Raw genomic sequence first — 25,712 nt, forward strand, 5'->3', positions numbered from 1 at the left:
ATTCAACGACGCGCGGTTCATATTCAGGGAGAACGGTCATGCATGGGACCATCGAAAGCGCGGCCAAGCTCGACGCCTTGCGCGAGCGCGCGATGTCGCTGCCGCTGGAGCAGTTCGATCCCGGCGACCCCGAATTGTTCAGGACCGATACGTTCTGGCCCTATTTCGACCGGCTGCGCCGCGAGGATCCCGTGCATTACTGCAAGGACTCGATGTTCGGGCCGTACTGGTCGGTGACGCGCTACAATGACATCATGGAGATCGAGACCAACCATGCGGTGTTCTCCTCGGCCTCCGCGCTCGGCGGCATCACCATCCGCGACATCGATCCGGATCTACGCCGTGAGAGCTTCATTTCGATGGACCCGCCGCGCCATGCCGCCCAGCGCAAGACCGTGGCGCCGATGTTCACGCCGACGCATCTGGACAATCTCGCCATCAACATCCGCAAGCGCTCGGCCGAGTGCCTGGACAACCTTCCCCGCGGCGAGGTGTTCGACTGGGTCGACCGCGTCTCGATCGAGCTCACCACGCAGATGCTTGCGGTGCTGTTCGATTTCCCCTGGGAGGATCGCCGCAAGCTGACGCGCTGGTCCGACGTCGCCACCACGATTCCCGGGCCTGACGGCCTGGTCGCGACCGAGGACGAGCGGCAGGCCGAGCTGACGGAATGTGCGGCCTATTTCTCGATGCTGTGGAAGCAGCGCATCGAACAGCCGCCGAAGAGCGACCTATTGTCGATGATGGCGCATGGCACTGCTACGCGCGACATGGATGCGAAGAACTTCCTCGGCAATCTTATCCTCCTGATCGTCGGCGGCAACGACACCACGCGCAACACCATGTCGGGCTCGCTTCTCGCGCTGAGCCAGCATCCGGAGCAATATCGCAAGCTGCGCGAGAACCCTGACCTGCTCGACAGTTTCGTGCCGGAGGTGATCCGCTGGCAGACGCCGCTCGCGCATATGCGCCGCACGGCGCTGTCCGACTTCGAGTTCCGCGGCAAGCAGATCAAGAAGGGTGACAAGGTCGTGATGTGGTACGTCTCGGGCAACCGCGATGAGGAGGCGATCGACAGGCCCTACGAGTTCATCATTGATCGCGCCCGCCCGCGCACGCACCTGTCCTTCGGCTTCGGCATCCATCGCTGCGTCGGCCTGCGGCTCGCCGAGCTCCAGCTCAAGATTATTTGGGAGGAAATTCTCAAGCGGTTCGACCATATTGATGTGGTCGGCGAACCCACTCGGGTCTATTCGAGTTTTGTAAAGGGTATCGAAACGCTGCCGGTGAAGATTGCTGCGTGAGTCGAACGCAACGGAGCCACGATCATGAACATCCAAGCGCCGGTTAAAGTGGACAAGGCCGAACGCATGCGGAAGGCGCGCGAGGAGGCCTATGCGACGCCGTTGTCGCAATTCCACCCCGGCGCGCCCCGGCTGTTCCAGGACGACACGCTGTGGCCCTGGTTCGAGCGGCTGCGTAAGGAAGAGCCGGTGCATTACTGCACCAATGCGCCGATCGAGCCGTATTGGTCGGTGGTGAAGTACAACGACATCATGCATGTCGACACCAATCACGGCATCTTCTCCTCGGATTCCAAGCTCGGCGGCATCTCGATCCGCGACGTGCCGGAAGGCTACGACTATCCGAGCTTCATCGCGATGGACCAGCCCCGGCATTCGGCGCAGCGCAAGACGGTGTCGCCGATGTTCACGCCGACACACCTGGACGAGCTGGCAAAGCTGATCCGCCAGCGCTCGCAGACCGTGCTGGACAATCTGCCGCGCAACGAGACGTTCAACTTCGTCGAGCGCGTCTCCATCGAGCTGACCACGCAGATGCTGGCGACCCTGTTCGACTTCCCCTGGGAGGAGCGGCGCAAGTTGACGCGCTGGTCCGACGTTTCCACCGCGCTGCCCAAGAGCGGCATCGTCGCCAGCGCTGAAGAGCGCCGCCGCGAGATGGACGAGTGCTACGCCTACATGTCCAAGCTCTGGAACGAGCGTGTCAACTCCGCGCCGCGCAACGACCTGTTGTCGCTGATGGCCCACAACGAGGCCACGCGCCACATGGACCCCGACAACCTCATGGGCAACATCATCCTGCTCATCGTCGGCGGCAACGACACCACGCGCAACACCATGACCGGCTCGGTGCTGGCGCTGAACGAGAACCCGGAGCAATACGACAAGCTGCGCGCCAATCCGGAGCTGATCGATTCCATGGTGCCGGAGGTGATCCGCTGGCAGACGCCGCTGGCGCATATGCGTCGCACCGCGCTTGCCGATACCGAGATCGGCGGCAAGCACATCAGGAAGGGCGACCGGGTCGTGATGTGGTACGTCTCCGGCAATCGCGACGAGGAGATGTTCGACAAGCCGAACGAGTTCATCATCGACCGCCCCCGCCCGCGCACGCACCTCTCCTTCGGCTTCGGCATCCACCGCTGCGTCGGCATGCGCCTCGCCGAGCTGCAGCTCAAGATCGTCTGGGAGGAGATGCTGAAGCGCTTCGACCGCATCGAGGTGGTCGGCGAGCCCAAGCGGATCTATTCGAGCTTCATCAAGGGATATGAGACGCTGCCGGTGCGGATTCCGGGCTGAGCTCTCTCCTACCGTCATTGCGAGGAGCGAAGCGACGAAGCAATCCAGACTGTCACCGCGGAGGGATTTCTGGATTGCTTCGCTGCGCTCGCAATGACGGGGTCCTGGACACACCTGCTCGTCACGCCCGCACCGGCAGGCACGGCACTCCCCAGCTATAAAATTCCGGCATGACAGCTCGCGCCAGATGCGAAGGCACGACCGCGCGCGGCTGTTCTACCACATGCCATCTAATTCAGCTTGATGTCCCACACGCCGTCCTTGCGGCAGGCGGCGACCTCCTCGCGCAGCAGCGCGGTGATGGCGAGCGAGGCCGTCGAGGCCGGGCGGTCGATTGGAGAGGCAAAAATGAGCTCGCGCGTCATCGGCTTGGATACCGGTGCGGTTTCCAGCCGCCCGTCCGCGACCTCGCCGTGGACAGAGGACGGCGGCAGCAGCGCGAAGCCGAGGCCCTCCTCGACCAGGCTCGTCAGCACGCGGAAGGAGTCCGCTTCCAGCTGGACGTCGAGCTTGATCTTGCGCTGGGCCGCAGCGTGCTCGATCAGCGCCCGAAGGCCGTGGGAATGAGAGGGCAGCACCAGCCGTTGCCGCAGCAGCCAGCCGATGTCGACGCTCTTCTTGCGCGCCAAGCCGCAGCCGCGCGGACCGACCGCGACGATGTTGTCGCGCCCCAGGCTCTGCACGTTGAGATGCAGGTCGGCCGAGCGGCCGTAGAGGATGGCGAGATCCATCTCGCCGCGATGCAGCCATTCGACCAGATGCCCGCTGTAGCTCTCGACGATGCGCAGCGAGATGCCGGGAAATTTTTCGACACAGCGCCGTGCAAAGCGCGCCGACAGCACGCAGCTCACGGTCGGAACCAGGCCGAGCACGACCTGGCCGGACGGCGGCCCCTTGGCCGACTGGATGTCGTCGCGGATCTGGTCGATCTGCCGCACGATGCCGGAGGTGCGTGCGAGCAGCAGGCGGCCGGCCTCGGTCAGCACCATGCCGCGGCCGTTGCGCGTGAAGAGTTCGGTGCGCAGCTCGTGTTCCAGGAGCTTGATCTGCCTGGAGAGCGCCGGCTGCGCCACGCGCAAGGTGTCGGAGGCCTTGGACAGGCTGCCGAGCTCCGCCACGCAACTGAAGGTCCTGAGCTGCCGGAAATCCATGCTTGCCAATCCTGGAAGGCTACTCCATACGCTATAACAAATGAGCATAGGGGGCGGGCATTGTTTTCACAACGCCCGTGGGTTGGCCGGCGTTATCTTTAACTGCCGCTGAGAATTGGAAACGCCATGAGTCAAGAACACCACGCCGAAGATTACGCCGACATCCGCGAGGCCGTAGCCAAGCTCTGCGCGCAGTTCCCCGGCGAATATTGGCGCAAGCTAGACCGCGAGATGGCCTACCCCAAGGCGTTCGTCGATGCGCTGACCGAGGCCGGCTATCTCTCGGTGCTGATCCCCGAGGAATATGGCGGCGCGGGCCTGAAGCTGTCGGCGGCCGCGGCGATCCTGGAAGAGATCCAGCGCGCGGGCTGCAACGGCGGCGGCTGCCATGCCCAGATGTACACGATGGGCACGGTGCTCAGGCACGGCAATGCCGAGCAGAAGGCAAAATACCTGCCGAAAATCGCGAGCGGCGAGTTGCGCCTGCAGGCGTTCGGCGTCACCGAGCCGACCAGCGGCACCGACACCTCCTCGCTGAAGACGTTCGCGCGCAAGGACGGCAACGACAGCTACATCGTCAACGGCCAGAAGATCTGGACCAGCCGCGCCGAGCATTCCGATCTGATGGTGCTGCTGGCGCGCACCACCCCGAAGGACCAGGTCAAGAAGCGCACCGACGGCCTGTCGGTGTTCATCGTCGACATGCGCGAGGCCAAGAACAACGGCCTCGAGATCCGCCCGATCCGCACCATGATGAACCACGCCACCACCGAAGTGTTCTTCACCGACATGAGGGTGCCGGCGGAGAACCTGATCGGCGAGGAAGGCAAGGGCTTTCGCTACATCCTCTCCGGCATGAATGCCGAGCGCATCCTGATCGCGGCCGAATGCGTCGGCGACGCAAAGTGGTTCATCGCGAAGGCGACGAACTACGCCAAGGAGCGCGCCGTGTTCGGCCGGCCGATCGGCCAGAATCAAGGCATCCAGTTTCCGATCGCCAAGGCCTACGCCTCGATGCGCGCGGCCGAACTGATGGTGAAGGAAGCCACGCGCAAATACGAGGCCGGGCTCGATTGCGGCGCGGAGGCCAACATGGCCAAGATGCTGGCGGCGGATGCGTCCTGGGAAGCGGCGAATGCCTGCATCCAGACCCATGGCGGGTTCGGCTTTGCCGAGGAATACGACGTCGAGCGCAAGTTCCGCGAGACGCGGCTCTACCAGGTGGCGCCGATCTCGACCAACCTCGTGCTGTCCTTCGTCGCCGAGCACGTGCTCGGCATGCCGCGCTCGTACTGAGGTTGCGGCCATGGGAGCATTGGACGGGATCAGGGTGATTGCGGTCGAGCAGGCGGTGGCGGCGCCGTTCTGCTCCTCGCGCCTGGCGGATGCCGGCGCGGAGGTGATCAAGATCGAGCGGCCCGAGGGCGATTTCGCCCGCGGCTATGACGCGGCGGCCAAGGGCCAGAGCAGCTATTTCGTCTGGCTCAATCGCGGCAAGCAATCGGCGGTGGTCGATCTCACCACGAAGGAAGGCCGCGCCGAGCTGGAGAAGCTGATCGCGAGTGCCGACGTGCTGATCCAGAACCTGAAACCCGGCTCGATGGACAAGCTCGGCTTCTCGCGCGAGCGGCTCTTGAAGGACTATCCCAAGCTGATCTCGTGCACCATCACCGGCTATGGTGACGAAGGTCCCTATGCTCATCGCAAGGCCTATGATCTGCTGATCCAGGCCGAGAGCGGCCTCGCCTCGATCACCGGCAATCCCGACGGCGCCTCGCGCGTCGGCATGTCGATCGTGGACGTCGCGACCGGCGCCACCGCGCATGCCGCAATCCTGGAGGCACTGATCGCGCGCGGGCGCACCGGCAAGGGCGCCGACATCCGCATCTCCATGTTCGACGTGATGGCGGACTGGTGCACCGTGCCGCTGCTCAACGCCGAAGCCGGCAATCCGCCCAAGCGCATGGGCCTGCGCCATCCCTCGATCGCGCCTTACGGCGTGTTCACCTCCAAGGACGGCAAGGACATCCTGATCTCGATCCAGAGCGAACGCGAGTGGAAGACGCTGTGCGCGAAGGTGCTGGATCAGCCGGACCTGCCGGCCGATCCCCGCGTCGCCAACATGGTCGAGCGCGTGCGCAACCGCGACTTCACCGACGCGACGGTGGCCGACATCTTCGGCAGGATGACGCGCGACGAGCTGTTGAAGCGGCTGTCGGACGCGGACATCGCATTCGCCGAGGTCAACACCATGGCCGACCTCGCCAACCATCCGCATCTGCGTCGTATCGAGGTCGACACGCCGAACGGCCGCGTCAGCTATCCCGCGCCGGCGCCGATCATCGTCGGCGAGACGCGCAGCTACGGCGCCGTGCCCGCGATCGGCGAGCGTCCCCAGTCCAAATAAAGAGAGCGAGGCGTCATGACCGAGAAGCTCGACATCGATCATCTCAGGCAATGGATCGGCCGCAGCCAGGAGGCCACCGACATCGTCACCGCGCAGCTTGTGAAGGGCCTGCGCGCGACATTGTTCCAGGAGGTCGGCGAGCCCAAGACGGGCGATGCTGCGCCGTTCACGGTGCATTGGTGCCTGGCGCAGCCGGTGTTCCCGATGTCGATGCTCGGGCCCGACGGCCACCCGACCCGCGGCGGCTTCCTGCCGCCGGTGCCGCTGCCGCGCCGGATGTGGGCCGGCGGCGAGATCGAGTTCTTGCAGCCCTTGCGCGTCGGCGATGAATCGACGCGGACTTCGCGCATTGCCGACGTGCAGGTGAAATCAGGATCGACCGGCACGCTGTGCTTCGTCTCGGTCGAGCATAGCATCTCCTCGCCGAGGGGCACGGCGATCCGCGAGCGGCAGGACATCGTCTATCGCGAGATGACCGGCGGCGCGCCGGCTGGCGGCAAGGCGTCGCCTCCGCCGCCGCAGGCGCAGCATCGCGAAACGCATGTGTCCGATCCCGTGCTGCTGTTCCGCTACTCCGCGCTGACCTTCAACGGCCACCGCATCCATTACGACCGCGACTACGTCACTGAGGTCGAGGGCTATCCGGGCCTGATCTTCCACGGTCCACTACAGGCAGCGCTGATCGTCGAGATGGCGGCCAAGCTTCGTGGCGGCAAGGCGCCGAAGAAGTTTTCGTATCGCGGCGTGCAGCCGCTATTCGAAGGCACGGAGTTCTCGGTCAACGCCAACGAGACTGAGGCGGGCATGGAGCTGTGGACCGCGAACGCGGAGGGGCAGCCGACGATGAAGGGCACGGCGGTGTGGTGAGCCACCACTGTTTCTTCCCGTCATTGCGAGCGTAGCGAAGCAATCCAGAATCCCTCCGCGGAGATAATCTGGATTGCTTCGTCGCTTCGCTCCTCGCAATGACGGGGTGAGGCTGCTACCCTCAATCAACAACACGGGGACGGAAACCATGGCCAGGAACGGCAAGACCGGCAGCAAGCCCGTCACCGTGAAGCAGGCGACGCTCAACCTTCTGCGCGCCTTCGGCATCGACAGGGTGTTCGGCAACCCTGGTTCGACCGAACTGCCGTTCCTGAGCGACTGGCCCGACGATATCGACTACGTGCTGGCGCTGCAGGAGGCTTCCGCCGTCGGCATGGCCGATGGTTATGCGCAGGCGACGCGCAATGCCGGGTTCGTCAACCTGCATTCGGCGGCCGGCGTCGGCAACGCGCTCGGCAACATCTACACCGCGCATCGCAACCAGACCCCGCTAGTGATCACCGCAGGCCAACAGGCGCGCTCGATCCTGCCCTTGCAGGCGTTCCTCTATGCCGAGCGCGCCTCCGAGTTTCCGCGACCTTATGTGAAATACAGCGTCGAGCCGGCAAGGCCGGAGGACGTGCCCGCCGCGATCGCGCGGGCCTATTACACCGCGATGCAGCCGCCGTGCGGGCCGACCTTCGTGTCGATCCCGATCGACGACTGGGCCCATCCCTGCGCGCCGGTCGAGGCGCGGAAAGTGAGCCGCGAGATCGGCCCTGAGCTGGAGCCGATGAAGGCGCTGGTTGCGGCGCTCGCCTCAAGCAAACAGCCTGCGCTCGTCGTCGGCCCGGGCGTCGATCGCGCCGGCGCGGTGGATCTGATGGTGCGCGTTGCCGAGAAGGCCAAGGCGAGCGTCTGGGTTAGCCCGTTCTCGGCACGCTGCTCGTTCCCCGAGAGGCATCCGCAATTCGCAGGCTTTCTGCACGCCTCGCCGGCGCAGTTGTCCGATGCACTGCGCGAGCACGATGTCGTCGTCGTCATCGGCGCGCCGGTGTTCACCTTCCATGTCGAGGGCCATGCCGCGATCTTCGACCGCGGCGCGACCATCTTCCAGATCACGGATGACGCGGATGCCGCCGCAGTGACGCCATCGGGCACCAGCATCATCGCGACGATGAAGCCAGCGCTCGGCCTGCTGCTCGACCTGCTGCCGGAGAGCAAGCGCGCGGCGCCAAAAGGCCGCACGCTGCCGCCGGCGCCGCAGCCCGCCGATCCGCTGCCGGTCGAATTCCTGCTGCATTCGCTGTCGCGGGCGATGCCGGATGACGCATCACTTGTCGAGGAAGTGCCCTCGCACCGGCCGGCGATGCAAAAATTCCTGCCGATGCGCGGCCAAGACAGTTTCTACACCATGTCGAGCGGCGGCCTCGGCTATTCTCTACCCGCCGCCGTCGGTATGGCGCTCGGCAAGCCGAAGCAGCGCACGGTGTGCCTGATCGGCGACGGCTCGGCGATGTATTCGATCCAGGCGCTCTGGACCGCCGTGCAGCGCAAGCTGCCGCTCACAATCGTCGTCATCAACAATTCCGGCTACGGCGCGATGCGCTCGTTCAGCCAGGTGATGCAGGTGCGCAACGTACCGGGGCTGGAGCTGCCGGGGATCGATTTCGTGCGGCTTGCCGAAGGCATGGGCTGTCATGCGGTGCGGGTGACGAAGGCCGCGGAGCTGGGCGAAGCGCTGAAGCGCGGCATGGCGTATGCGGGCACGAGCCTCGTTGAGGTCGTCGTGGATTCCGCAGTGCCTGTGCTGTACGGGCAGAAGCATTGACCGTGTCGTAGCCCGGATGGAGCGCAGCGTCATCCGGGAATCCTGCCACAGGCGAGTCGGCCCTGGATTGCGCTGCGCTCCATCCAGGCTACGACATCACGACGCCAAAAAACCTCCGTCGGCCGCGAGCACATGCCCGACGACATACGACGACGCATCCGACGACAGCCACACCACGGCCTCGGCGACCTCCTCCGGGCTGCCCATCCGCCGCAGCGGCAGGCCTGCGCTGACCGTCGCCACATCGCCGACGCCGGCGCGCAGCATCATGTCTGTGACGACGCGGCCGGGCGCGATCGCATTGATGCGAATGCCGCGCGGCGCGTTCTCCATCGCCGCCGAGCGCGTCAGCGAGATCGCGGCGGCCTTTGAGGCCGAGTAGAGCGAAAAGCCTGGATTGGGATTGCGCACCCCGCTGACGGAGGTGTTGACGACGATGCTGCCGCGCCCCTGCGCCAGCATCGCCGGCAATTGATGGCGCAGGCAGAGGAACAGCGCGCGGACATTGGTGTCGAACACGCTGTCGTAGATCTCCGTGCCCTGCTCCTCCAGGGGCGCGCGGCGCTCCTGGAAGCCGGCATTGTTGAAGGCAACGTCGAGCCGGCCGCAGCGCCCGACGGCTGTGCCGACGAGGCGCGCGACCTCGTCTTTCTTCGTGATGTCGGTCTGAAGCGCGATCGCCTCCGTGCCGAGCTCGCGGCACGCGGCGGCGGTGGCCTCGATCTCGGCCTCGCGCCGGCCGGCGACGACGATCGCTTCCGCCCCTTCGGCCGCCATCCTCAGCGCCGTTGCGCGCCCGATGCCGCTGCCGCCGCCCGTGATCAGGCAGACCTTGCCGCTCATGCGCTGACCGGTCGGCAAGGCTTCGCTCATGGTCCACTCCAAACACTTGCGCGCGCCGCTGCGCCCATATAGTTGTATGATACAACGATATGGGGCGAGTCAAGCCATGGCCGAGCTTTCGCTGATTGACGACATCCGCGCCGCCTCGCGCCTGATGGTGCGCGAACTCGGCTTCATGGACGCCACGGTGGCGGCCTCGGGCTATCCGCCCTCGGCGGTCCACACCATCCTGGAGATCGGCATTCGTGGCCCCATGACGTCGGGCGAGCTCGGCGATTTCCTGCGGCTGGAGAAATCCAGCGTCAGCCGTCTGGTGCGCAAGCTGATCGATTGCGGCGAGCTCAAGGAGACGCCGGACGAGGCGGATGCGCGCAGCAAGCTGCTGTCGCTGACGGCGAAGGGCCGGCGCACGCTGGAGGCCCTCCACGCGTTCGGCCGGCAGCAGGTGCGCGGCGCGCTGGCGGCGCTGACGGAAGCCGAGCAGCGCACGGTGTGCGAGGGCATGATGCTCTATGCGCAGGCGCTGCGCGCGAGCCGGGTGGGGGAGACGGTGGCGGTGGTGTGATGCGCGAGGTTGCTGAAGCTGCTTCTACACGCTCGGTGTCATCGCCCGCGCAGGCGGGCGATCCAGTACTCTGAGACGGTTGTGGTTGAGCCGACAGGGGCGGCATACTGGATGCCCCCGCCTCCGCGGGGCATGACAGCGTCTAGCGTGGGAGCACCTAACGGTCACTTCCCGAACTCCTCCCGCATCTTCGCCTGGATCTTGGCCATGCCGCCGATCCAGCGGTCGTAATTCTCGGTCTTCTTGCGCATGTAGCCGAGCACTTGCGGGTGCGGCAGGATCAGGAACGTCTCCTGCTCGAGGCCGGCGAGCACGTCTTTCGCCACTTGCTCGGGCGTCAGGTCGCCGTCGCCGGATTGCGGGCCCTTGGGAATCGAGCGCAGCATGTTGGTGTCGACACCCTGCGGACACAGGATCGAGACCTTGATGTTGTGGGCCTTGTGCGAGATCGCGAGATTCTCGGCAAAACCGACCGCCGCGTGCTTCGTCGTCGAATAGGCCGGGCTGCCGACCTGCGACAGCAGGCCCGCGGCCGAGATGGTGTTGAGGAAATAGCCGCCGCCGCGCGCCCTCATCCGAGGGACGAGATGCCGCGCCGCATAGACATGCGCCATGACGTGGATCGCCCAGCTGCGCTGCCAAGGCTCGTCGGAAGCGCCACCGGCGTTCTCCGACATTGGATCGAAGCCGCCGCCGATGCCGGCGTTGGAACAGAACAGCGCGATCGGGCCGAACTGCCGCTCGGTCTCCTCGATGACGTGGACGATGTCCTTTTCCTGCGCGACGTCGCATTTGAACGCGGCGCCATCGACCATGGCCGCGACCGCTCGCGCATTGGCCGCGTCCATGTCCGCGACCACGACCTTGGCCGCACCCGCATTGTGAAAGGCCTCGCACAGCGCCTTGCCGATGCCGTTTGCGCCGCCCGTGACGACCACGACCTTGCCGGTCACCTGCATGCGACGTCTCCTCTCGTCTTCTTATACCGCTTCGCGGAAACTTCTCAGCTCAACACGAGGTCGAGCACCGCGGTATAATGACATGCCGCGCCGGCCAAGACAAAGCCGTGCCAGATCGCATTCTGAAAGCGCAGCCGCCGCCAGGCGTGGAAGATCACGCCGAAGCTGTAGAGCAGGCCGCCGGCAAGAATGAAGCCCAGCACCAGCGTGGGCAACGCCCTGACCACGGCATCGTAGAGCATCATGCCGCTCCAGCCCATCGCGAGATAGATGCCGACCGAGACGCGGTCGAACCGGCCGGGATAGAGCAGCTTCAGCACGATGCCGAGGATTGCGACGCACCAGACGCCGGCCAGCAGCACCAACGCGAACACGCTGTCCTTCAGCTCCAGGATGAACGGCGTGTAGGTCGCGGCGATCAAGAGATAGATCGCGGAATGGTCGAAGCGGCGCAGCAGCCATTTGGCCGGCGAGACCGGCCAGAGATTATAGGTCGCCGACAGCACCAGCATCGAGAGCAGGCCGGCGACATAGACGGAGACGCCGACGATGTCGGTGGCGTCGGCATAGACCGCCGTCAGCACCACCAGCACCGTCGCGGCAATGATGCCCGCGAGCACGCCGATCCCGTGGACGATGCCGTCGGCGATCAGCTCGGCGCGATCGTAGTCCCAGCCGATCGCGTCGGCTGCGGCGTGGACGGAAGAGGATGCAAGCTGCTTCAACTGGAAGACGGTCATGGCAATCCGCAAAGGCTCGAGGCAATGCCCTCTAGATGGGTGTTTCAGGACCGGCGGGTCGTTCAAACGGCTGATTTGCCGAGAAAGGCGGTGGAAGTATGAAAGCTTGAATTTCTTCAGGCAATTGCCACTTTTGTGACTAATCCGTTTTGCGTATCCCTCGCCCGAGATCCCCTCACGTTCATATGGCATTCAGTTTCCAGGATATGGTCGAGGAAGCGCGGCTGTCGGCGCGGGCGCTGATCGACTATGGCGAGCACTTCTTCAACCCGACGGTGCGGCTTGGTGTCACCGGTCTGTCGCGCGCCGGTAAGACCGTATTCATCACCGCGCTGATCCATGGACTGACGCGTGGCGGCAGGTTTCCGGTGTTCGAGGCCTACGCCTCGGGCCGGATCGCGCGGGCGCACCTGGCGCCGCAGCCGGACGATGCCGTGCCGCGCTTTGCATATGAGAGCCATCTGCGCGCGCTGATCGAGGAACGGCGCTGGCCGAGCTCGACCATGGACATCAGCGAGCTCAGGCTCGTGATCGACTACCAGCGCCCGAACGGCGCCGACCGCACGCTGACGCTCGACATCGTCGACTATCCCGGCGAATGGCTGCTGGACCTGCCGCTGCTCCACAAGAGCTACGAGCAATGGTCGGCGGAGAGCCTGGCGCTGTCGCGCGAGGCGCCGCGTGCGCATCTCGCGGCCGAGTGGCACAGTCATCTCGCGACGCTCAAGCCCGAAGCGCGCGAGGACGAGCAGGCGACGCTGACGGCCGCAAAGCTCTTCACCGATTATCTGCGCGCCTGCCGCGACGAGCGGTTTGCGATGAGCCTGTTGCCGCCCGGTCGCTTCCTGATGCCCGGCAATCTCGCCGATACGCCGGCGCTGACCTTTGCGCCGCTGGACGTGCCTGCGGGCGGGCAGGCGGGTGAGGGATCGCTGTGGGCGATGATGGTGCGGCGCTTCGAAGCTTACAAGGACGTCGTGGTGCGGCCGTTCTTCCGCGATCATTTCGCGCGGCTCGACCGTCAGATTGTGCTGGCTGATGCGCTCGCCGCGTTCAACTCCGGCCCCGAGGCGCTGCGCGATCTCGAAGCCGCGCTCGCCGGCATTCTCGACTGCTTCAACACCGGCCGCAGCACGATCCTCTCCAGCCTGTTCCGGCCGCGCATCGACCGCATCCTGTTCGCCGCGACCAAGGCGGATCATCTGCATCATTCCAGTCACGACCGGCTCGAGGCGGTGCTGCGCCGCGCCGTCTCGCGCGCGGTCGCGCGCGCGGAAAACACCGGCGCGGCGATCGACGTCGTCGCGCTCGCCGCCGTGCGCGCCACGCGCGAAGCGCAGGTGGCGCATGGCCGTGACAAGCTGCCGTCGATCCTGGGAACACCCGCCGCAGGCGAAAGCGCCGGCGGCGAGTTCTTCGACGGCAACACCGAGGTTGCGACCTTTCCGGGCGATCTTCCGCTCGATCCCGAACCGCTGTTCAATGGGACGGATGCGTTCCGCGGGCTCGCGTCGGAGGCGGCCGGGAACAGCGATTTCCGCTTCCTGCGCTTCCGCCCGCCGAAGCTCGAACGCGAGGGTGCCGACGAGCCGACGCTGCCACACATCCGCCTCGACCGTGCTTTGCAGTTCCTGATCGGAGACAAGCTGTCATGACCGAGCGATCCAAGCCACGGCGGCCGGCGACGTTCCGGCTCGATGATCCCAGCGTCGTCGTCGCCGAGGCCGACGAGACCGGCCGTCTCGGTCGCGCCACCATCCAGATCACGCCGGAGCCCGACCCGGCGATGCTGCCGGTGCCGGTGCACGCCGCAGTCCCGGCGCGGCGCGGCTTTCCCTGGGGCACTCTGTTCTGGTCGGGGCTCGCCGGATTGACGCTGCTCGGCACCGGGCTCGGCGTGGTCCATCTGGTCGAGGATCTGTTCGCGCGCAACGAGACGCTCGGTTTCGTCGGGCTTGCCTTCGCCGCCGTCACCGCGCTGGCGCTTGCCGTGGTGATCGGACGCGAGGCGTTCGGCCTCGCGCGGCTTGCGACCATCGAGAAGTTGCATCAACGCGCAGCTTCCGTGCTGGCCAGCGACGATCGCAAGGAGAGCCGCGTCATCGTCCAGGACCTGCTCAAGATCGCGCACCAGAATCCGCAGCTGGCGCGCGCCCGCGCGACGCTGGAGAGCCACGCCGGCGAGATCATCGACGGCGCCGACATGATCCGCCTCGCCGAGCGCGAGCTGATGTCGCCGCTGGACGCCGAGGCGCGGCGGCTGGTGTCGTCGGCGGCGCAAAAGGTCTCGATCGTGACGGCGGTGAGCCCGCGCGCCGCCATCGACGTGCTGTTCGTGTTCGTGGCGGCGCTGCGCCTGATCCGCCAGCTCGCTTATCTCTATGGCGGCCGTCCCGGCGCACTCGGCATGATCCGCCTGCTTCGCCACGTCATCGCCCATCTCGCCATCACCGGCGGCATGGCCGCGAGCGACAGCCTGGTGCAGCAGATGCTCGGCCACGGCATCGCGGCGAAGCTGTCGCAGCGCTTGGGTGAAGGCGTGCTGAACGGGCTGCTGACGGCGCGGCTGGGATTGGCCGCAATCGACGTGACGCGGCCGCTGCCGTTCGCCGCCCTGCCGCCGCCGAAGCTGTCAGATCTGGCGACGGATCTGCTGCGGAAGAAGGACGGCGACGAGTAGATCGCTCCGTTAGACTGCCTCATTCCTTCAGATTATTCGCCCGCTTCACCCAGGCGCGCACGTCCTTGAGGACGGCGGGCAGCACGGCCTTGACCTCCGCCACGGTCATGCCCGCCTTGATGCGGGGATCGTACAGCAGGTTGAGGATGTACTGGTCGTAGACGTCGAAATAGCCCATCGAGACGTTGTCGTTGAACATGGTCCAGGGCACGCTCGTGGTGTCGTTGATCGGCCCGAGCGATTGCAGCAGCTCCTCATAGGCGCAGTCGAGGAAGGTGAAATCGCCGTTGTCGACGGTGAGGATGACGTCGGAATGCTCGATCTCGAAATTGTCGTTCTTGCGGAAGCCGGACAGGCATTGCGGATCGAGCGAGGAGCGGATCTCGCGCGCCTTCTCGGTGCCGTAGAAGCTCGACATGGTGCGGAAGAGATCGCGGTCGCGCACCAGCTTCACGCGCACGTTCGCCGCTTCGTTGGTGTCGATCATGGCGATGTCGAGATGCTGCACGCGCTTGCCGATGTCGGCCACGACCTTGGCGAGCTGCGTCTTGCGATCCTCGCGGTCGCTCTCGGCGTAGACGCGCACCGGCCCGTCGAACTTGCGGATGCGGTCGACGCGGCCGGCAAGATGGTATTCGGCGCCGAATGCCGTCTTCAGGAAGCCTTCGATGATCTCGCCGTCGGTGAAGCTCTTCTTCTCGGTGCGCTGGCGCGAGGACACCGCGGGCAGCTCGCCGGCGGCAGCCATCGGTGCGGTATCGGGCGCGCAGGCGAGCGTCGCGAGCGCCAGCAGGGCGAAGCGAAGGCCGGGCGAGGGCGGGACGAATGCGCTCATCGTGCTGTGACGCTGCCGCATTCGCGCCGCGCGCACAAGGCCGCAAAATCACGCGCCGCGCGGGTTCCTGCGGTTGTCTGTAACAAGAGAGTTACAGTGCCGTAGGGTGGGCAAAGCGAAGCGTGCCCACGATTTCGATCTAACTGGGGACAGATCGTGGGCACGGCGCAAGTGCGCCTTTGCCCACCCTACGGCAGCTCGCGCGCGGCTAGTTGTTGAGCACCACCACCGGGGTGCCGATCGAGACGCGGCTATAGAGGTCGGTGACGTCGTCGTTGGTCATGCGGAAGCAGCCCGAGGAGACGGCCTGACCGATCGTCTCCGGCTCGTTGGACCCGTGGATGCGGTACAGCGTCGAGCCCAGATACATGGCGCGGGCGCCGAGCGGGTTGTCGATGCCGCCCTTCATGTGGCGCGGCAGGTCCGGCCGGCGCGCCAACATCTGCGAGGGCGGCGTCCAGTCCGGCCATTCCTTCTTGGCGGTGATCCTGTGCACCCCGGCCCAGCGGAAGCCGTCGCGGCCGACGCCGATGCCGTAGCGCAGCGCCTGCCCGTTCCCGAGCACCAAATAGAGCCGCCGCTCGGCGGTGTTCACCACGACGGTGCCCGGGGCGTAGCTGCCGTTATACATGACGGTGGTGCGGGGGATCGGGCTCGCGCCGCCGCGGCCGATATAGCTGGTGGAACTGGTGCCCGTGAAGTCTATCATCCCCGTCGCGGACGCGTCGGCTGCGCCAGTCAGCAGCAGCGCCGTTGCGGCCATCGGTGCGGCAAAAAACCGGATCATCATTTCCCCCAGAAAAAAATCGATTCAACCGGATCCAGAGGCCATATTTGCGCGGATTTCGCAAGCCACGGGCCCGTGAGGGTCGCATCGTTAACGACTGACGTTACCAAATCGCAACTCTCGCCAATTTGCTGGAAAGCGTTAGCCAAATCCGGGCGTCGTCACGCGGGACAGGGCCGCAATGCCCGCTATTGCTTTGACGGGCCGCGCGAACAATGATTGATCGAGCGGATCACTGGAAATGCCGGTTGCGGGAGCAGACAGAATGAACGGTGCGGAAAGCCTGGTGCGGACGATGGTCAAGGGCGGGGTGGACGTCTGCTTCACCAACCCCGGCACCTCCGAGATGCATTTCGTCGCGGCGCTCGACCGCGTCCCCGGCATGCGCTGCGTGCTCGGCCTGTTCGAAGGTGTGGTGACGGGCGCGGCCGACGGCTATTTCCGCATGAAGGGCACGCCGGCCTCGACCCTGCTGCATCTCGGCCCCGGCCTCGCCAACGGCCTTGCCAATCTGCACAATGCCAAGAAGGCCAATTCCGGCATCGTCAACATTGTCGGCCAGCACGCCGTCTACCACATCGGCTACAACGCGCCGCTCACCTCCGACATCGAAGGCCTGGCCCGGCCGATGTCGTCCTGGGTCCGCACCTCCCCGGATGCCAAATCGGTCGCCGCCGACGGCGCTGCGGCGATTGCCGCCGCCAAAAGCGCGCCGCCGCAGATCGCGACCCTGATCCTGCCCGCCGACACTGCCTGGAACGAGGCCGACGGCATTGCCGAGGTTCCGGCCGAGCAGCAGCGCGCCAGCTATTCGCCGCAGGCGGTCGATCAGGCCGCAAAGATCCTGCATGGCGACGGCGAAGGCACGCTGCTCCTGATGACCGGCAGCGCGCTGAGCGCGCAGGGGCTGGCCCTGGCCGAGCGCATCGCCGGCAAGACCGGCTGCACGGTGATGGGCCCAACCTTCCGTCCGAAGATGGCGCGCGGCCGCGGCCGTTTCTCGATCGACCGCATCCACTACGTCATTGATCAGGCCCTGCCGATGCTGGCGAAATTCCGTCACATCGTGTTGGTCGAGTCCGACGATCCCGTGGCGTTCTTCGCCTATCCGAACAAGCCGAGCATGCTCAAGCCGCAGGGCTGCGAGGTGCATCGCATGACCTCCTGGGGCGAGAATTCGGTTGCCGCGCTCGAGGCGCTCGCCGGCGCCGTGAAGGCCAGCGCCAGGGACGTCAAGCCGCAGGCTCTGGCTGAGCTGGTCAAGCCGACCGGCGCGCTCACCTTCGCCTCGATCGCGCAGGCCATTGCCTGTGCGATCCCCGAGAACGCGATCATGGTCGACGAATCCCTCACCACCGGCCGCGGCTTCTTCCCGCCGACGGCGGCGGCGGCCCCGCACGATTGGCTGCAGAACATGGGCGGCTCGATCGGCTTCTCGACGCCGCTGTCGATCGGTGCTGCGATCGCCTGCCCGGACCGCAAGGTGATCACCATGGTCGGCGACGGCAGCGCGATGTACACGATCCAGTCGCTGTGGACGCAGGCGCGCGAGAACCTCGACATCGTCACCATCGTGTTCGCCAACCGCATCTACCAGATCCTGCGCGGCGAGTTCGACAATGTCGGCGCCGGCGAGCCCGGTCAGCGCGCCAACGACATGCTCCGCCTCGACCGCCCGACCTTGGACTTCGTGGCGCTGGCCAAGGGCATGGGCGTTCCCGGCCGCGCCGTCACCAACGCAGACGAGTTCAACAAGGCACTGGCAGAGGCCGTCGCCGAGCCCGGCCCGCGCCTGATCGAAGTTCAGATGTAGGGCGGCGCCAGACAGAGCGCCGTGAGCCCGGAGGCACGATGCAGACCGAGCTGAACAAGGTGATCGCGGCTGTCAGGGACTTCTACGCCCACGAGGGTTTCCTGTTCGAGAAGGACGTCGGCGAGCGGGCGGTCACGCACCGTTTCGCCGTGCATCTGGAAAAGCAGTTCTCGGGCTGGTCGGTCGACTGCAATTACGACCGGCTCGGCGAGCGCACGCTGCATCTGCCGCATGGCACCATCATCTCGACCGACGACCATCTCGGCAAGTCGATCTACCCCGATGTCGTCGTGCATCAGCGCGAGATTCCGAACAATCTGCTCGCCGTGGAGATCCGCAAGGCGAGCAACCACACGCCGCTCGAGCACGACCAGCACAAGCTGCGGGCGCTGACCGACGTCCATGTCTGGTTTCCCTATTGGATCGGCCTGCTCTTAGTGCTGGACCGGCCTCATGTGACGATGTCGGAGGTCTATGTCAGCGCTGCCGTCGACGAGCCGCTGTCACGCTGGTTCGCGACGCGGCTGGAGGAGACCGGCCTCGGAGCTCGCGCATAGCGGATCGCGGCGGCGCAGTGACGCACGCCGCGCTGTCATGACGTTAGGCCATTGCCCGCAATGTGATCCCCACCACAGTTCCGGCGTGGGATCGGACCTATTGTCGACGGACTTGCACGCGTCGATGCCGGAGGCCTACGCTGGCTCATTCGGATCAGGCATTTTGGAGGTTCTGATGCAGAAATCATATTTGCTGGCTGCGACGGCAGCGCTGGTGCTCATGATGCAATCACCGCTCGCGCTGGCGCAGGGCGCGCCGGCCGCCGGCGGAACCGCTGCGCCTGCCGCGACAAGCACTGCGCCGGCTGCGACGACCACAGCGCCGAGCGCGACCACCGACACCTCCAGCCAGCCCACTGATGGCAAGAAGAGCGCGTCGAAGAAGCCGGCGAAGAAGAAGATGACCCGCCAGCAGGAGATCGATCATTCGGTCGACACCGGCACCGTGCCGGCGCGCTACCGCAGCTCGGTGCCCAAGCAGTACCACCAATACATTCCGTTCGCTAAACAGTAGCGGACCGCACCGCGGCGCGACGTGATCGAAATTGGTGCCGCCGATCATTCGGCGGCGTCCGGCTCTCCATCGCTCCACATCGCCGGTGGCGGTCTGCGCGAGCGGTGCTAGAGTAGGCCGAAGCCCAGGGGGAATGATGAGCGACGAGGTGAAGGATGCCGGCCTTGTGGCCATGATCAGCAGCATCCTGGGAGGCAACAAGCGCGCAGACCCTGTTGCACCGCCTCCGCTCGCCGAGGTCCCGCCGATCGTTCCGGCGGATCCCGTGGAGCCCGCCGCGACGTCCAGATCCGATGCGGCCGAAGCCGAGAGCGCGCCCGATGCCGCAGCGACGGCCCCCGAGCCGGCCGAGCAAATCGCAACCACGCGGAACGGCAAGCGGCTGCTGCCGGCGGAGGCGATTGCCGATCTCGTGCTCGGCGAGCTGCGCAAGCTGGACAACTTCCCGAGTTCCGGCGTCTCGGTCACGGTCTATGGTTACCGGCACTGGAACGCGATGCTCACCTTCGCGCCGTTCTCGACCAGTTTCCAGAACGCAACCCGGTTCCGCCAGGCCGTGCCGGACCTCGTCTTCAAGCTCCGCCGTTTCGTCGAACTTGAGATATAATCTCGGTCGCGGGCGCCGCACGGCGTCGCAAGCGAAACAGTTCGACAGGATCTTCAATTGAGCGTCGCCTTCACCAAGGAAGAGAGCGCCGAAACCGCGTCCGAGACGCTGTTGCCGGACCGCCCGATCTCACCGCATCCGAACCTCGTGACGGAAGCAGGCTTCAAGGCATTGCAGGCGCAGCTCGCCGAAGCGCGCGCGGCCTATGAAGCCGCGCAAGCCATCGAGGACGTCAACGAGAAGCGCCGGCAGTCCGCCGTGCCCCTGCGCGATCTGCGCTATCTCACCGAGCGCTTGCGCACGGCGCAGGTGATGCCCGATCCTGTGGCGACCGACATCGTTGCCTTCGGCAGCACCGTGAGCTTCAGCCGTGCCGACGGCCGCGTCCAGACCTACCGCATCGTCGGCGAGGACGAAGCCGATCCCAAGGCTGGCTCGATCTCGTTCGTCGCGCCGGTCGCGCGGTCGCTGATGGGCAAGGCGGTCGGCGACGTCGTCGGCTCTGGCGCGCAGGAGATCGAGATTCTGTCGATTGCGTAGGGCATGATCCGGAAAAGTGCGTAGCGGTTTTCCGGAAAGATCATGCCCAAAACCACAGCGTGCGCCAACCCAGGTGCGGTTGCGTGGCAAAGAGCGCCATCGACAGCCTCAATCCCATTCGCCTAAAGCATGATCCGGAACAGCGCGAGGCCGTCGTCTCCGCCAAACGAAGTTGATGATCGGATGAGACGGTTTTTGTCTGGAGCCTTGCCGTTCTATGCGCTGGCTGGCCTCGCCATGTGCATGTACCTCGTTCTCTACAGGACGAGCCTGTTCGACCTGAACGCCATCGTCCATGGCGCGGCCGGGTCGGCATGGTTTCCGGCCTTCATGTTCGCCTGCGTGCTGGTGGAAGCGGTCTTCCCGTATTTCGGCTATTTTCCCGGCACCGCCCTCATCCTGATGTCCGTGGCGCTCAGTCCGAAGGCCGTGGATGGCTCCGTCTTCCTCGCGGCGTGGCTCGCCATCATCCTGGGCGCCGTTCTCAGCTATGGACAGGCGCGTTTCTTCAGGCCGTTTCTGCAGCGGGTGGCTTCGAAGGCGGCCCTGCGCCGATGCGAGTCCCTGTTCGACGCCTATGGCCGCTATGCGCGCATTGCCTTGTTCGTTCATCCCAACGCCTGCTCGATGTATTTCACGGCGCTCGGATTGCTCGGCCGCAGCCTGACACGCGAGCTCGCTTATCTCTGCGTGGGTGCCGCGGCCGCGGTGGGCATTCTGTTCGTCATCGTAACCCGGCTGGTGTCGTCCATCGGCCCCACCGACGATGGCGAATTGCAGGTACTGCTGGCAGCCGCGCTGGTCGCCATGGGGACACTGATCGGTTTCTATACGGCCTGGCGGACGAAGGCCGCCTGAAGCCTGCTCCGTCATTGCGAGCCTGCAATGACGACCAATCATCGTGCGTCACGCCGCCGGCAGCTCGACGCCCGTCAGCTCGCTCAATTGGCCGATGAGCCGGTCCTGAAATCTCGGATCGGTCGCCTCACGGGCCGGCTCTTGCTGCTCGAGATGATGCCAGTAGCGGCCGCTCACTCGCGCTGCGGGCTCCTCGCTCACCGCCAGCCAGGTCTGGGTCCGCTGCCCCGTGTCGATATCGACCGGGGCACCTGCGCCGCCCATCTTCGTGCGCACCCAACCGGGATCGACGGCATTGCTGAGGACGTCGGGCCAGCGTCGTGCCAGCGCGAAGGCGAGCGCGACGACGTGCAGCTTGCTCTCGGCATAGGCCTGGCCCGCGTTCCAGGCCCGCTTGGTCCAATCGAGGTCGTCGAGCGAGCCCTCTCCGCCGCGGTGCAATCCGCTGCTGAGATAGACCAATCGGGCGGGCCGCGCGATCAGGGCCGTCAGCATGAATGGCGCAAGCGTGTTGATGGCCAGCGTCTCGGCATGGTCTTCCGGCGTCAAACCGCGGCTCGGCCGTATGTAGACGCCGGCATTGTGGATCACTGCATCCATGCGCCCGATCGCGTTGACCTGGTCCGCGATGCTCCGCGTCTCCTCCGCGCTTCTGAGATCACCGATCACCAATCCTTCGACACGCGAAGCGAGACCGCCGAGAGCCGCGGCACGATCGGCTGAACGCGCGTGCAGCACCACGCGGTGCCCCTGATCGAGCAGCGATTGCGCCGCCGCCCGGCCGAGGCCATCGGTGCTACCCGTGATGAATATGGTCGCCATGGGGTTCTCCTGAGGTCGCGGCTTTGCGCCCCGCGATCCCCCTCGAGTGGCATTTGTGGAGCTTGCCGCTCCGGTCGATCGGAAAGCCGAATTGACGCGTAGTCAATCGAAAATCAACCGCCGGTATGTCTGGTCGGAAGCACCTGATGGTGGAATAATTCCCGACGCTTTCTTGATTAGATTTTGACGTCGGCCGCGAACCGGCTGGCGGCATGGATTTTCATCATGGCCGCGCTTCCTCAGGACGTTGTGGCGGATTTGCAGCAGGAGAACGCGCGGCTCCTGGCCGAATTGCGCGCCGCACAGGATCGCGAGACCGCCACTGCGGACATTCTCAAGATCATCGCCAGTTCGCCATCGGAGGTGAAACCGGTATTCGATGCTATCGCGAGGCGCGCAAATGCCTTGCTCGGCGGCTTTTCGACGACCGTATTCCGCTTCATCGACGGTAATGCCCACTTGGCGGCGTTCACGCCGACGAATTCTGCCGCCGATGAAGCATTGATGAAGATGTTTCCGCGTCCGATCGCCGATTTCGAGAGCTTTGCGAGGACGGAGGCCGGCAAGGTGGTGCCGACCCCCGATACGGAAGCGCTGACGAACGAGATCAAATTCATCGCGCGCGCCCGCGGCTTTCGCAGCATGTTGTTCGTTCCGCTCGCGACTGGTGGCGTGGTGATCGGTATGATCAGCGTAACGCGGGCCGAGCCGGGAGCCTTCGCTCCGCATCATGTGCAACTTCTGCAGACCTTCGCCGACCAGGCTGTCATCGCCATAGAGAACGTGCGGCTGTTCGACGAGGTGCAGGCGCGTACCGACGACTTGCGGGAATCGCTGCAGCAGCAGACCGCGACTGCGGATGTGTTGAAAGTCATCAGCCGCTCCGCGTTCGATCTGCAAACGGTGCTCGACACGTTGACGGAATCGGCGGCGTCGCTGTGTGGTGCCGACATGGCGGCAATCGTCCGGCAGGACGCCGATGGTGCCTACTCTCATGCAACTCGGTACAATTTCTCGCCCGAGTGGGCCAAGGTCTCGGCGGGCGTTCGGCTCAATGCTGGACGCGGTAGCCTCGTCGGGAGGGTCCTGCTGTGCGGCAAGGCTGTTCAGATCCCAGATGCCCTGGTCGATCCCGACTATGCCTATCCCGAGCAACAGCGGGCCGGCGGTTACCGCACCCTTCTGGGCGTACCCCTGCTTCGGTCCGGAGAAACGATCGGCGTGCTATTTCTGGGCCGCAAGACCGTGAACTCGTTCACGGACAAGCAGATCGACCTGGTCTCCACTTTCGCCGATCAGGCCGTGATCGCGATTGAGAATGTGCGGCTGTTCGATGAGGTCCAGGCGAAAACGCGCGACCTCGCCGAATCGCTCCAGCAGCAAACTGCGACTGCCGACGTGCTGAAGGTGATCAGCCGCTCGACCTTCGATCTGCAAACCGTGCTCGACACGCTGGTCGATTCGGCGGCACGGCTGTGCGAGGCGGAGATGGCCTTCATCATGCGCCGCGAGGGCGATGAATATCAGGCCGGAGCAGCGGTCGGGTTTTCCGACGACTACATCGCCTTTCTGCAGGCTCATCCGATCGCCCCCGGCCGGCGCACGGTCACGGGTCGAGCCGTCCTCGAACGCCGTCCGGTGCAAATCCTCGACGTCGCTGCCGATCCCGAATACGGCCTGCAGGAGTCGATCACGATCGCTGGTCAACGCACGGCGCTCGGTGTTCCCCTTCTGCGCGAAAATGAGCCGATCGGCGCAATCGTGATCGCCCGCAAGCGCGTGCAGCCCTTCACCGAAAAGCAGATCGAGCTCGTCGCCACCTTTGCCGACCAAGCGGTGATCGCCATCGAGAATGCGCGGTTGCTCAAGGAGTTGCGCGAACGCACTGAGGATCTCAGCGAGTCGCTGCGCCAGCAGACCGCAACGGCCGACGTGCTCAAGGTGATCAGCCGTTCGGCGTTCGATTTGCCCAATGTTCTCGAGACGCTTGTCAGCTCGGCCGCACGGCTCTGCGGCGACCCCAGAGCAGCGATCTATCTCATTCGCGATGGGCTGTTGCACCTGGAAGCCTCCCATAACAACCCACCGGAATGGGTCGCGCTACGCAAGAGCCAGCCGCTTGCGCCTAGCCGCGACACGCCGAGCGGCCGGGCAGCGCTCACTGGCCGGGTCGACCATGTCGCCGATCTCATGAAAGACCCCGACTTCTCGCGGCACGACCTCGCGAGAATCGGCGGCTATCGCGCGACCCTCAACATACCGCTAATACGTGAGGGCACCTCGATCGGGGTTCTCAGTTTGGCGCGACCGGAACCGGGCCCGTTTACCCAACGACAGATCGAGATCGTGCAGACTTTTGCCGATCAGGCCGTTATCGCCATCGGCAATGTGCGCCTGTTCGAGCAATTGAATGAATCGCTGGAGCGGCAGACGGCAACGTCGGAGGTGCTGGAAATCATAAGCGCTTCATCGGGCGCACTCACTCCGGTCTTCCACAAGATGCTGGAGAATGCGACGCGAATTTGCGGCGCCGGCTTTGGCACCATGAATCTGTACGAGGAGGGCGGCTTTCGCACGGTCGCATTGCACAACGCGCCGCAAGCTTATGTCGATACCCGGCTCTACCAGAACATTCGCCCACATCCCGCGAGCGGGCTTGGCACCGTCGAAAAGAGTCATCAGACGGTTCATATCGACGACATCAGGACGCAGCCGCCCTATATCGAAGGCAATCCCAATGTTCGCGCGCTCGCCGACCTTGCCGGCGCAAGGACCGTCGTCATCGTGCCCATGCTCAAGGAAGATGAGCTGATTGGCACCATCACGATCTTCCGCCAGGAAGTGAAACCCTTCACAGACAAGCAGATCGAGCTCGTGTCCAACTTCGCACACCAGGGCGTGATCGCGATCGAGAATGCACGCCTGCTGAATGAACTGCGCGAGCGCACCATGGAATTGTCGCAATCGCTCGAGGAATTGCGAAATACGCAGGATCGGCTGATCCAGACCGAGAAACTTGCCTCGCTCGGGCAACTCACGGCCGGCATTGCCCACGAGATCAAGAACCCGCTCAATTTCGTCAACAATTTTGCTGCGCTGTCCTCCGAACTGACCGACGAGCTCGGCGACGCGCTGCGCTCAGCCGGCCTCGGCGAGGCGGAAAGGCAGGACATCGACGCGCTGATCCACATGCTGCAAGGTAACCTGGAAAAGATCGTGCAGCACGGAACGCGCGCCGATTCCATTGTCAAGAATATGCTTCTGCACTCCCGCGAGGGGTCCGGCGAACGCCGCGCGGCGGAGATCAACGCCATCCTCGAAGAAAGTCTCAACCTGGCCTATCACGGAGCGCGCGCTGAAAAAGCCGGCTTCAATATCACGCTTGAAAGAAAACTCGATCCGTCTGCGGGAGCGCTCGAGCTGTATCCGCAGGAAATCACGCGGGTGTTCCTCAATCTGGTTTCAAACGGTTTCTACGCTGCCAGCAAACAAAAGGAGGTCGTCGGTGACGGCTTCGAGCCAAGGCTGCGTGCCACGACCACAGACCTCGGCGGCGCCGTTGAAATTCGCATTCGCGACAATGGCACCGGCATCCCGGCCGAAGTCAGAGAGAAGATATTCAATCCATTCTTCACGACCAAGCCGGCCGGCGAAGGAACTGGCCTTGGCCTTTCGATCTGCCACGACATCATTGTGAAGCAGCACGGCGGCAGCATCGAGGTCGATACCGAGCCGGGCGAATATACCGAGTTCATCATTACGCTGCCGCGTACGCGGGCGGCACCATTGTAGA

Annotated in this window: 23 protein-coding genes; 16 read left to right on the top strand and 7 right to left on the bottom strand. The window is 65.0% G+C overall.

The features are described from left to right. Positions 1-38: 38 nt before the first annotated feature. Entirely contained in the window at positions 39-1,304 is a 1,266-nt protein-coding gene (locus GA0061099_RS13340) for a cytochrome P450 (RefSeq protein WP_036028633.1), read from the top strand. Between the two features lie 24 nt (positions 1,305-1,328). Further along, positions 1,329-2,603, top strand: a complete 1,275-nt coding sequence (locus GA0061099_RS13345; protein WP_036028632.1) for a cytochrome P450 — start codon at positions 1,329-1,331, stop codon at positions 2,601-2,603. A gap of 230 nt (positions 2,604-2,833) precedes the next feature. On the opposite strand, the gene GA0061099_RS13350 is transcribed toward GA0061099_RS13345, so the two are convergent. Next, the gene (locus GA0061099_RS13350; RefSeq protein WP_036028629.1) at positions 2,834-3,754 is read right to left on the bottom strand and encodes a LysR substrate-binding domain-containing protein; all 921 of its coding nucleotides are present in this window, start codon (positions 3,752-3,754) and stop codon (positions 2,834-2,836) included. 126 nt (positions 3,755-3,880) lie between these two features. Here GA0061099_RS13350 and GA0061099_RS13355 point away from each other — a divergent pair, with 126 nt between their 5' ends. From GA0061099_RS13355 to mdlC, 4 genes are all read left to right on the top strand, one after another. Then, positions 3,881-5,050, top strand: a complete 1,170-nt coding sequence (locus tag GA0061099_RS13355) for an acyl-CoA dehydrogenase family protein (protein ID WP_036028627.1) — start codon at positions 3,881-3,883, stop codon at positions 5,048-5,050. 10 nt (positions 5,051-5,060) lie between these two features. Beyond that, a complete protein-coding gene (locus GA0061099_RS13360) occupies positions 5,061-6,161 on the top strand; it encodes a CaiB/BaiF CoA transferase family protein (protein WP_036028624.1) in 1,101 nt (366 codons plus the stop codon). A gap of 15 nt (positions 6,162-6,176) precedes the next feature. Then, complete coding sequence (locus GA0061099_RS13365) at positions 6,177-7,028, top strand: HTD2 family dehydratase (RefSeq protein ID WP_074447725.1); 852 nt, start codon at positions 6,177-6,179, stop codon at positions 7,026-7,028. 148 nt (positions 7,029-7,176) lie between these two features. Continuing rightward, positions 7,177-8,799 (top strand): benzoylformate decarboxylase, encoded by a 1,623-nt coding sequence (gene mdlC / locus GA0061099_RS13370; protein WP_036028606.1) that lies wholly within the window; start codon positions 7,177-7,179, stop codon positions 8,797-8,799. 96 nt (positions 8,800-8,895) lie between these two features. Here mdlC and GA0061099_RS13375 read toward each other — a convergent pair whose 3' ends face one another. Then, positions 8,896-9,672, bottom strand: a complete 777-nt coding sequence (locus GA0061099_RS13375; RefSeq protein ID WP_036028604.1) for an SDR family NAD(P)-dependent oxidoreductase — start codon at positions 9,670-9,672, stop codon at positions 8,896-8,898. A gap of 76 nt (positions 9,673-9,748) precedes the next feature. Between GA0061099_RS13375 and GA0061099_RS13380 the strand changes: the two genes are divergently transcribed. Beyond that, positions 9,749-10,207 carry a MarR family winged helix-turn-helix transcriptional regulator gene (locus GA0061099_RS13380; RefSeq protein ID WP_050996046.1) on the top strand — a complete coding sequence of 153 codons (459 nt, stop codon included), beginning with the start codon at positions 9,749-9,751 and terminating at the stop codon, positions 10,205-10,207. Between the two features lie 164 nt (positions 10,208-10,371). On the opposite strand, the gene GA0061099_RS13385 is transcribed toward GA0061099_RS13380, so the two are convergent. Both GA0061099_RS13385 and trhA read right to left on the bottom strand, forming a co-directional pair. Continuing rightward, a complete protein-coding gene (locus GA0061099_RS13385; RefSeq protein WP_036009739.1) occupies positions 10,372-11,166 on the bottom strand; it encodes an SDR family oxidoreductase in 795 nt (264 codons plus the stop codon). Between the two features lie 44 nt (positions 11,167-11,210). Then, a complete protein-coding gene (gene trhA, locus GA0061099_RS13390; RefSeq protein ID WP_036009743.1) occupies positions 11,211-11,906 on the bottom strand; it encodes a PAQR family membrane homeostasis protein TrhA in 696 nt (231 codons plus the stop codon). Positions 11,907-12,091: 185 nt separating this feature from the next. On the opposite strand from trhA, the gene GA0061099_RS13395 reads away from it, so the two are divergent. Next, positions 12,092-13,561, top strand: a complete 1,470-nt coding sequence (locus GA0061099_RS13395) for a YcjX family GTP-binding protein (RefSeq protein ID WP_036028602.1) — start codon at positions 12,092-12,094, stop codon at positions 13,559-13,561. Beyond that, the gene (locus GA0061099_RS13400) at positions 13,558-14,586 is read left to right on the top strand and encodes a YcjF family protein (RefSeq protein ID WP_036028600.1); all 1,029 of its coding nucleotides are present in this window, start codon (positions 13,558-13,560) and stop codon (positions 14,584-14,586) included. The genes GA0061099_RS13395 and GA0061099_RS13400 overlap by 4 nt, the downstream gene beginning before the upstream one ends. Before the next feature lie 19 nt (positions 14,587-14,605). On the opposite strand, the gene GA0061099_RS13405 is transcribed toward GA0061099_RS13400, so the two are convergent. Further along, a complete protein-coding gene (locus tag GA0061099_RS13405) occupies positions 14,606-15,421 on the bottom strand; it encodes a DUF2927 domain-containing protein (RefSeq protein WP_036028613.1) in 816 nt (271 codons plus the stop codon). Between the two features lie 208 nt (positions 15,422-15,629). Beyond that, positions 15,630-16,130, bottom strand: a complete 501-nt coding sequence (locus GA0061099_RS13410; RefSeq protein WP_420886525.1) for a L,D-transpeptidase — start codon at positions 16,128-16,130, stop codon at positions 15,630-15,632. A 343-nt stretch (positions 16,131-16,473) separates the two neighbouring features. Here GA0061099_RS13410 and GA0061099_RS13415 point away from each other — a divergent pair, with 343 nt between their 5' ends. The 6 genes from GA0061099_RS13415 (at position 16,474) to GA0061099_RS13440 (ending at position 21,097) form a co-directional block, all read left to right on the top strand. After that, positions 16,474-18,021, top strand: a complete 1,548-nt coding sequence (locus tag GA0061099_RS13415) for an acetolactate synthase large subunit (RefSeq protein WP_036028597.1) — start codon at positions 16,474-16,476, stop codon at positions 18,019-18,021. A 38-nt stretch (positions 18,022-18,059) separates the two neighbouring features. After that, positions 18,060-18,578 (top strand): hypothetical protein, encoded by a 519-nt coding sequence (locus tag GA0061099_RS13420; protein WP_036028595.1) that lies wholly within the window; start codon positions 18,060-18,062, stop codon positions 18,576-18,578. 175 nt (positions 18,579-18,753) lie between these two features. After that, complete coding sequence (locus GA0061099_RS13425) at positions 18,754-19,092, top strand: hypothetical protein (RefSeq protein ID WP_036028610.1); 339 nt, start codon at positions 18,754-18,756, stop codon at positions 19,090-19,092. A gap of 136 nt (positions 19,093-19,228) precedes the next feature. Beyond that, positions 19,229-19,699 carry a hypothetical protein gene (locus tag GA0061099_RS13430; protein WP_036028608.1) on the top strand — a complete coding sequence of 157 codons (471 nt, stop codon included), beginning with the start codon at positions 19,229-19,231 and terminating at the stop codon, positions 19,697-19,699. A 57-nt stretch (positions 19,700-19,756) separates the two neighbouring features. Next, the gene (gene greA, locus GA0061099_RS13435; protein WP_036028593.1) at positions 19,757-20,239 is read left to right on the top strand and encodes a transcription elongation factor GreA; all 483 of its coding nucleotides are present in this window, start codon (positions 19,757-19,759) and stop codon (positions 20,237-20,239) included. Positions 20,240-20,422: 183 nt separating this feature from the next. Beyond that, positions 20,423-21,097: a membrane protein gene (locus GA0061099_RS13440; RefSeq protein ID WP_036028591.1), complete on the top strand. Its 675-nt coding sequence runs from the start codon at positions 20,423-20,425 to the stop codon at positions 21,095-21,097. A 48-nt stretch (positions 21,098-21,145) separates the two neighbouring features. Here GA0061099_RS13440 and GA0061099_RS13445 read toward each other — a convergent pair whose 3' ends face one another. After that, positions 21,146-21,919, bottom strand: coding sequence for an SDR family NAD(P)-dependent oxidoreductase (locus GA0061099_RS13445; RefSeq protein ID WP_036028589.1), 774 nt, complete (start codon positions 21,917-21,919; stop codon positions 21,146-21,148). A 183-nt stretch (positions 21,920-22,102) separates the two neighbouring features. Between GA0061099_RS13445 and GA0061099_RS13450 the strand changes: the two genes are divergently transcribed. Next, positions 22,103-25,711, top strand: a complete 3,609-nt coding sequence (locus GA0061099_RS13450) for a GAF domain-containing protein (protein WP_036028586.1) — start codon at positions 22,103-22,105, stop codon at positions 25,709-25,711. Position 25,712 lies beyond the last annotated feature (1 nt).

The sequence above is a fragment of the Bradyrhizobium yuanmingense genome (assembly GCF_900094575.1).
Taxonomy (GTDB): domain Bacteria; phylum Pseudomonadota; class Alphaproteobacteria; order Rhizobiales; family Xanthobacteraceae; genus Bradyrhizobium; species Bradyrhizobium yuanmingense.